Consider the following 7444-nt stretch of genomic DNA (forward strand, 5'->3'; position numbering starts at 1 on the left):
ACAGCTTCCTCTACACCACGCCCCTCGACCCGCAGGCGCAGCCGCTGGTCCAGGCCCTGACCCATGAATACGAGACGCGCTACGGCGACTATTGGGGCGCGGGGGACGGAACCAGGGAGATGAACCGCTATCCCGCCGAGCTGTTCGCCCCGCCGGACGGCAATTTCCTGCTGCTGCTGCGCGACGGCGTCGCCATCGCCGGCGGCGCCTTCAAGCGCTACGACGCCACCACGGCCGAGATGAAGCGGGTCTGGACCCATGTCGACCTCCGCCGCCAGGGCCTGGCGCGCCGGGTGCTGGACGAGGTGGAGGCCCAGGCCGCGCGGCAGGGATACACCCGGATCTACCTGACCACCGGATTCCGCCAGCCGGAGGCCGCGGGCCTCTATCTCCGCTCCGGCTACACCGCCCTGTTCGACACCACGGTCGACCCGGAAATCCACGGCACGCTGCCCTTCGAGAAGGACATCAGCGCTTTGGCGCCGGCGGCGCGGAAGACGGCGTGATCCTGCCCTCACCGTCATTGCGAGGAGGCGAAGCCGACGAAGCAATCCATGGCGCCGGTTCGGGCTGCCCGATGGATTGCTTCGCTGCGCTCGCAATGACGGTGTTGGATGTCGCTACGCCGCCAGATACCGTTCCGCCAATGCCACCCAGTAGCGGGCGGCGACGGGCAGGATCTCGTCGTTGAAGTTATAGGACGGGCTGTGCAGGGCGGCGCTGTCGCCATTGCCCAGGAACAGATAGCTGCCCGGCTGCGCCTGCAGCATATAGGCGAAATCCTCGCTGGCGGTGATCGGCGGGAAGTCGGCCTGGATCCATGCCGCGCCGAACTGCTCCGCCGCCACCTGGCGGGCGAAGTCGGTCTCGTCGGCATGGTTCACCAGCACGGGATAGCCGCGCTGGTAGTCGATCTCCGCCACCGCGCCGTAGCTTTCGGCCTGGGCCCGGGCCAGGGCGGTGATCCGCGCCTCGACCTGCTCGCGCACCTCCGGCTTGAAGGTGCGGACGGTGAGACTCAGCTCGACGCTGTCGGGGATCACATTGGCGGCAGTGCCGCCATGGATGGTGCCGACCGTGATCACCACGGCGTCGAGCGGGTTGACGTTGCGCGACACCACGCTCTGCAGCGCCATGACCAGCGAGGCCGAGGCCACCACCGGATCGATGGTCTGGTGCGGCGCGGCGCCATGGCCGCCGCGGCCGACCACGCGGATGGTCACCCGGTCGGCCGCGGCCATGGCCGGGCCGGTGATGAAGCCGAACTGGCCGGTCGGCACGCCGGGCCAGTTGTGCAGCCCGAACACGGCATCGCAGGGGAAGCGTTCGAACAGCCCGTCCTTGATCATCCGCCGGGCGCCGGCGCCACCCTCTTCCGCCGGCTGGAAGATCAGGTGCAGCGTGCCGTCGAAGTCGCGCCGTTCGGCCAGCACCCGGGCCGCCGCCAGCAGGCTGGCGGTGTGGCCGTCATGGCCGCAGGCATGCATCACCCCCGATGTGCCGCTGGCATAGGGCAGGCCGGTGGCCTCGACGATCGGCAGCGCGTCCATGTCGGCGCGGATGCCGATGCGGCGCGGGCCATTGCCCAGCGCCAGCGTCCCGACCACGCCGGTGCCGCCCAGGCCGCGGCTGACCTCATAGCCCCAGGCGGACAGCGATTGCGCCACCAGGTCGCCGGTGCGGTTTTCGCGATAGGCCAGCTCCGGGTGGCGGTGCAGGTCGCGGCGCAGCGCCACCATCTCCTCGCGATGGGCCTCGACGCCCGCGGCGATATCGGCCCCGGCGCTCATCCTGCCCGCACCTCGGCCAACATCGCCTCGGGCACCGGCCCTGCGGTGGTCGCCAGCTCGCCGATCTCGAGATCGTCGTAGATTTCCGGCAGCAGGACCTTGCGCAGCAGCACCATCTCCTCGCCCCGGCTGCTGGGCTGGCGGTGGAACGCCTCATAGCCCCGGCGCTCATAGATGCCAGCCAGCCAGGGATGGCGCGTAGCGGTGGCGAGGTAGACCGCCGGCGCCTTGATCCGGTCGCGCAGGAAATCGGACTCGACATGGGCCAGCAGCGCGGCGCCGATGCCCTGGCGCTTCAGCTGCGGTGCCACCGCGAACCAATGGATGAAGGGATAGGTGGCGAGGTGCCCCTCGCCCATCGGCCAGGGAAAGCGCACCGACACCGTGCCGATCAGCGCCCCGTCCCGTTCCAGCAGGAAGGTGGTGTGGCGCCGGATGATGCGCCTGACGAGGTCGAGATCGGCGGTCACCGCGGTGAAGCGGATGCCCATCTCCCGCAGCGGCTGATAGGCCGCGTTCAGCAGGTCGAGCAGCGCCGGCGCGTCCTCCGGACCGGCGATGCGGATGGCGTCGGTCATCGGCGACCGCCCTGCCCGGCCACGGCCGGTTCGCGCGCCGGTTCCCCGGCATAGCGGCTTTCGCGATAGGGCAGGCCGAGATTCTCGCGCAGCGTCGTGCCGTGCAGCACCGGGTCGTAATGGCCCCGCGCCTGCAGCACCGGCAGCACGTGGCGGGTGAAATCGTCCAGCCCTTCGCCCAGCACCGGGAAGCCGAGGATGAAGCCGTCGGCCGCCCCCTCCTCCACCCAGCGGACCAGCTCATCCGACACCGACTCCGGCGTGCCGATCAGCGACCGCCGGGTCGCCGTCTCCAACGCCACTTCGCGCAGGGTCAGGTTGCGCTCGCGTGCGGTGCGCTTGATCGTGTCGGTGGTGGCGCGGAAGCTGTTCTTGCCGATGTCGCCGAGATCCGGGAACGGCCCGTCCAGCGGGTAGGCGCTGAAGTCGTGATGGTCGAAGAAGCGGCCGAGATACAGCAGCGCCTCGTCCACCGACAGCAGGTCGCGGATGGCGCGGTACTTCTCCTCCGCCTCGGCCAGCGTGCGGCCGACGATCGGGCCGATGCCCGGGAAGATCCGGACATGTTCCGGCCGGCGGCCATGCGCCACCGCGCTGTCCTTCACCTGGCGGTAGAACAGCTTGGCGTCCTCGATCGGGCCGCCATTGGTGAAGACGGCGTCGGCATGGTGCCCGGCCAGCCGGATGCCGTCATCGGAGGCGCCGGCCTGGAACAGCACGGGCTGGCCCTGGGGCGAGCGGCTGATGTTCAGCGGCCCTTCGACCGAGAAGAACCGGCCCTTGTGATCCAGCCGCCGCATCTTGGTGAAGTCGACGAAGCGCCCGCTGGCACGGTCGCGGATGAAGGCGTCGTCATCCCAGCTGTCCCACAGGCCCTTGACCACCTCCAGGTATTCCTCGGCGATCTCGTAGCGCAGCCCGTGTTCCGGATGCTCGCGGCTGTAGTTCCGGCCGGAGCCTTCCAGCGGCGAGGTCACGGCGTTCCAGCCGGCGCGGCCGCCGCTGATGGCATCGATGGTGGCGAACTGCCGGGCGACCGTGAACGGGTCGCTGTAGGAGGTCGACAGCGTGCCGACCAGGCCGATCTTCGTGGTCACGGCCGCCAGCGCCGACAGGATCGAGATCGGTTCGAACCGGTTCAGGAAATGCGGGATCGACTTCTCGTTGATGTACAGCCCGTCGGCGATGAAGGCGAAGGCGATGCCCGCCGCCTCCGCCTTGCGGGCGTTGTCGAGCAGGAAGCCGAAATTGACGCTGGCATCGGCCGGCACGCTGGGATGCTTCCACGCATTCATGTGGCCGCCGGGACCCTGCAGCATGACGCCGAAGGTGATCTGAGACTTGCTCATGCGACGATGTCCTTGGACACGGGAATGGGGTCAGAGGCCGTTCGGAAACGCGTTGGCGTGAGTCGGCTGGTGGTGGCTTCGAGAACCGGCGCGCAGCGGACGTTTGGGTCCGTGAGCACCGGAAGCGGAGAAACCGCCATCAGGCGGCCGCGCCGGCGTGTTTCCGGATGGCCTCTTCGGCCGCGACGGCGTTGAAGTGCGCTTGGGCGAGGAGTTCGATCGAGAGCAGGCGTTCGGCGGCGGTGGCGATCGGGGTGTCGACGATGAATTCGCGGACGCCGTGCTGGCGGTGCAGCCGGTCCAGCTCGGCCTGCACCCGCTCCGCCGTGCCGTGGATCACGCTCGAGGGCTTTTCCTCGATCCGGTACTGCTTGGCACCGGCTTGGCGGACATATTCCTCGGCCTGGGCGATGCTGCCGACATTCACGCTCTGGCCATTGTCGACATGCACCTTGAAGTGCTGCAGCCCGGCGGCCAGCCGTTCGGCCCGAGCCTCGGTCTCGGCCACGATGATGCCGACGGCCAGGAGCGGCGGCTTGCCGCCGCTGACGGCGCGATACGCCGCGAACACCTGTTCGAGCAGGGCGGGATCGCCATTGATGTGGCTGGCATGGACGAAGGCCCAGCCCTCGGCCGCCGCCACCTGCGCGCTCTCGACGCTGGCGCCGAGCAGGAAGCGCTGGGCCGGGACGGCGGGCCTGGGCGTGGCGCTGACGCCCGCCAGCGGGTCGGCATCGGCGATGGTGTCGTCGAGGAAGGCCTCGAGCTGGGCCAGCTGTTCGGCGAAGCCGAGCTTGCGGGCCGGGTCGATCGCGGCCTGCAGCGCCCGGGTCGACAGCGGCAGCCCGCCCGGCGCCTTGCCGACGCCGAGATCGACCCGCCCCGGCGCCAGCGCCGCCAGCAGGTTGAAGTTCTCGGCCACCTTGTAGGGGCTGTAATGCTGCAGCATGACGCCGCCGGAGCCGACGCGGATCGTCTTGGTGTGGGCCAAGAGATAGGCGATCAGCACCTCGGGCGATGAACTCGCCAGCTGCGCCGTGTGGTGGTGCTCGGCCACCCAGAAGCGGTGGAAGCCCCAGCGCTCCGCCCGCTGCGCCAGGGCGACGGTGCGCGCCAGCGCCTCGGTGGCGCCTTCGCCGCCATCGATCGGGCTCTTGTCGAGCAGGCTCAGGACATAACTCATGCCGTTCATCCGGGATGACGTGCGGGGCAAGCCTATGGCCGATCGGCCATAGCTCAAAGATTTATGTTGTTATCTCATGAAATACACATTCTACTGTCAATAGAATATTATTTATACAAATTATACCGTTAAATCCCACACGATCTCGCGGAGAGCCCCATGAGACGTTTCGCGGCGCCGCTGCTCGGCGCCCTGCTGATCCTGCCCGGCCTCGGCGCCGCCCATGCCGGCACGCCGCGCGACACCATCGTGGTGGCCAAGCAGATCGACCAGTTCATCTCGCTCGACCCGGCCGAGGCCTTCGAGCCTGGAACCGGCGAGGTCACCGGCAATCTCTACGACCAGCTGGTGGGGTATCGCAGCGCCGCCGACCCGACCATCGTCGGCGACCTGGCCGAAAGCTGGTCGATCAGCGATGACGGGCTGTCCTATCGCCTCACGCTGAAGCCCGGCATCGCCTTCGCCAGCGGCCATCCGGTGACGGCGCAGGACGCCGCCTGGTCGCTGCAGCGGTCGGTGCGGCTGAACAAGTCGCCGGCCTTCATCCTGACCCAGTTCGGCTTCACCCCGGACAACGCGGCGGACCGGATCCACGCGGCCGACGACCGCACGCTGGAGATCAAAATCGATCACCAAGTGGCGCCGACCTTCTTCCTGAACGCCCTGACCGCGACCGTGGCCTCGATCGTCGATGCCAAGGAGGTCCAGGCCCATGATGCCGGCGGCGACCTGGGCAATGCCTGGCTGAAGGGCCACAGCGCCGGCACCGGACCCTATGTCCTGCAGCGCTGGGTGCCGAATGAGCGGGTGGTGCTGGACGCCAATCCGCATGCCCGCGACGGCGGCCCGAAGACGCCGCATCTGGTGTTCCTGCATGTGCCGGAGCCGGCCAGCCAGCGCCTGCTGCTGGAGAAGGGCGATGTCGACTACGCCCGCGACCTGACACGCGACCAGATCCTGGCCCTGAAGGATACGCCCGGCGTGGCGCTGCAGAGCGAGAACGGCGACCTGCTGCTGTATCTCGGCCTGAACCAGACCAACCCGAACCTCGCCAAGCCCGAGGTGCGCGAGGCGCTGAAATGGCTGGTCGATTACGCGGGCATCGAGAGCAGCCTGCTGAGCGGCACCTACACCGTGCGCCAGAGCTTCCTGCCGACCGGCTATCTCGGCGCCATCGACGACGCGCCGTACCATCTGGACGTCGAACGGGCCAAGACCCTGCTGGCCCGGGCCGGGCTGGCCGACGGCTTCAGCGTCACCATCGACGTGCGCAACGTCGCCCCCTTTGCCGACATTGCCCAGGCGCTGCAGGCCAGCTTCGCCCAGGCCGGGATCAAGCTGGAGATCCTGCCCGGCGACGGCAAGCAGACCATCACCAAGTACCGGGCCCGCACGCATGACATCTACATCGGCACCTGGGGCCCGGATTACCGCGACCCGCACAGCAACGCCGATGCCTTCGCCTTCGACAAGGACGTCAATGACGCCAACGCGCCGAAGACACTGGCCTGGCGCAACCGCTGGGAAGATGCCGGCTGGAACCAGACCGTGACCGAGGCGCTGCGCGAGCCCGATGCCGGCAAGCGGGCCGTGCTGTACGGCGACCTGCAGCGCGAGGTCCAGGCCGAAGGTCCCTTTGTCCTGCTGTTCCAGCAGACCCTGGTCGCCGCCCATCGCAGCACGGTCGACGGCTTGGTGCTGCAGCCGAAGACCACCTATGCCGCCGTCGCCAAGGCCGACTGACCGGCCGCCGCCCCACTCCACGGGAATTCGAAGATGAGCACGCTGAACGACTATCTCGGCCAGAAGCGCGAGGCGATCATCGCCCGCAAGGCCCGCATCGCGGCCGGCGACTCCGGCCCGAAGACCCTGACGGCGCAGGTGCGGGCCGAGGGCCGCAGCGGCATCCGCCGCATCCGTATCCGCGATTTCCAGGTGATCAGCGACAGCGAAGCGGATTTCGCCGGGTACGACCTCGGCCCCAGCTCACCCGAGCTGCAGCTCGGCGTGCTCGGCAGCTGCCTGACGCACACCTTCCTGATCCAGGCCGCCGCCCTGGGCGTGCCGCTCGACTCACTTGATCTGGAGATCACCGGGACGATCGATCCGCGCGCCGGGTCGCCCGGCTTCGAGGATGTTCCGATCTATCCGCACGACATCCGCTATGCCGCGGTCATCGCTTCGCCCGCCGCGCCGGCCGAGATCGAGGCGCTGCAGCAGGCAGTCGAGCGCAACTGCCCGATCCTGAACCTGCTGCGCAAGCCGCAGGCCATTGCCGGCGAGATCCGGCTGACCCAGGCCCAGGCCGCCGGGCTGGCGGCAGAGTAATGGCACGCCGGGACTCAACCGACACCCGTCGGCGAGTCCCGGCGATCGGTCGGTCAGACAGCCGCCTTGCGGCCGCGACGGGCCTTCGGGGCGGGCTCGGGCTGCGGCGCCGGAATCGGCATCGCGCCGCGGCGGGTGCCGAGGCCGATGGTCTTCGCCAGGGCGCTGCGCTGGCTGGCGTAGTTCGGCGCGACCATCGGATAGTCGGCCGACAGG

Annotated in this window: 8 protein-coding genes; 3 read left to right on the forward strand and 5 right to left on the reverse strand. The window is 69.0% G+C overall.

Annotation, left to right across the window (positions count from 1 at the left end):
• Positions 1-506 (forward strand): GNAT family N-acetyltransferase (locus tag AC3XYG_RS15140; protein WP_489140670.1); only part of this gene is annotated, 506 nt, incomplete at its 5' end.
• 114 nt (positions 507-620) lie between these two features.
• On the opposite strand, the gene AC3XYG_RS15145 is transcribed toward AC3XYG_RS15140, so the two are convergent.
• The 4 genes from AC3XYG_RS15145 to AC3XYG_RS15160 all read right to left on the reverse strand — a co-directional run bounded on the left by AC3XYG_RS15145 (position 621) and on the right by AC3XYG_RS15160 (position 4900).
• Entirely contained in the window at positions 621-1790 is a 1170-nt protein-coding gene (locus AC3XYG_RS15145) for a M20 aminoacylase family protein (RefSeq protein WP_489140671.1), read from the reverse strand.
• Positions 1787-2368: a GNAT family N-acetyltransferase gene (locus tag AC3XYG_RS15150; protein WP_489140672.1), complete on the reverse strand. Its 582-nt coding sequence runs from the start codon at positions 2366-2368 to the stop codon at positions 1787-1789. Before AC3XYG_RS15150 ends, AC3XYG_RS15145 begins: the two co-directional genes overlap by 4 nt.
• Complete coding sequence (locus AC3XYG_RS15155) at positions 2365-3717, reverse strand: LLM class flavin-dependent oxidoreductase (RefSeq protein ID WP_489140673.1); 1353 nt, start codon at positions 3715-3717, stop codon at positions 2365-2367. Before AC3XYG_RS15155 ends, AC3XYG_RS15150 begins: the two co-directional genes overlap by 4 nt.
• Positions 3718-3856: 139 nt before the next feature.
• Positions 3857-4900 carry an LLM class flavin-dependent oxidoreductase gene (locus tag AC3XYG_RS15160; RefSeq protein ID WP_489140674.1) on the reverse strand — a complete coding sequence of 348 codons (1044 nt, stop codon included), beginning with the start codon at positions 4898-4900 and terminating at the stop codon, positions 3857-3859.
• Between the two features lie 159 nt (positions 4901-5059).
• Here AC3XYG_RS15160 and AC3XYG_RS15165 point away from each other — a divergent pair, with 159 nt between their 5' ends.
• Both AC3XYG_RS15165 and AC3XYG_RS15170 read left to right on the forward strand, forming a co-directional pair.
• The gene (locus tag AC3XYG_RS15165) at positions 5060-6643 is read left to right on the forward strand and encodes an ABC transporter substrate-binding protein (protein ID WP_489140675.1); all 1584 of its coding nucleotides are present in this window, start codon (positions 5060-5062) and stop codon (positions 6641-6643) included.
• A gap of 33 nt (positions 6644-6676) precedes the next feature.
• A complete protein-coding gene (locus AC3XYG_RS15170; RefSeq protein ID WP_489140676.1) occupies positions 6677-7228 on the forward strand; it encodes an OsmC family protein in 552 nt (183 codons plus the stop codon).
• Positions 7229-7281: 53 nt separating this feature from the next.
• Here AC3XYG_RS15170 and AC3XYG_RS15175 read toward each other — a convergent pair.
• On the reverse strand, positions 7282-7444 hold a 163-nt coding region (locus AC3XYG_RS15175), incomplete at its 5' end, for a MucR family transcriptional regulator (RefSeq protein WP_489140677.1).

The organism is Inquilinus sp., assembly GCF_057815775.1.

What these genes read in the sequence shown, in the direction of transcription:
- AC3XYG_RS15170 (WP_489140676.1), top strand. Translation starts at nt 6,677, where the DNA reads ATGAGCACGCTGAACGACTATCTCGGCCAGAAGCGCGAGGCGATCATC.
- AC3XYG_RS15160 (WP_489140674.1), bottom strand. Translation starts at nt 4,900, where the DNA reads ATGAGTTATGTCCTGAGCCTGCTCGACAAGAGCCCGATCGATGGCGGC.
- AC3XYG_RS15155 (WP_489140673.1), bottom strand. Translation starts at nt 3,717, where the DNA reads ATGAGCAAGTCTCAGATCACCTTCGGCGTCATGCTGCAGGGTCCCGGC.
- AC3XYG_RS15145 (WP_489140671.1), bottom strand. Translation starts at nt 1,790, where the DNA reads ATGAGCGCCGGGGCCGATATCGCCGCGGGCGTCGAGGCCCATCGCGAG.
- AC3XYG_RS15165 (WP_489140675.1), top strand. Translation starts at nt 5,060, where the DNA reads ATGAGACGTTTCGCGGCGCCGCTGCTCGGCGCCCTGCTGATCCTGCCC.
- AC3XYG_RS15150 (WP_489140672.1), bottom strand. Translation starts at nt 2,368, where the DNA reads ATGACCGACGCCATCCGCATCGCCGGTCCGGAGGACGCGCCGGCGCTG.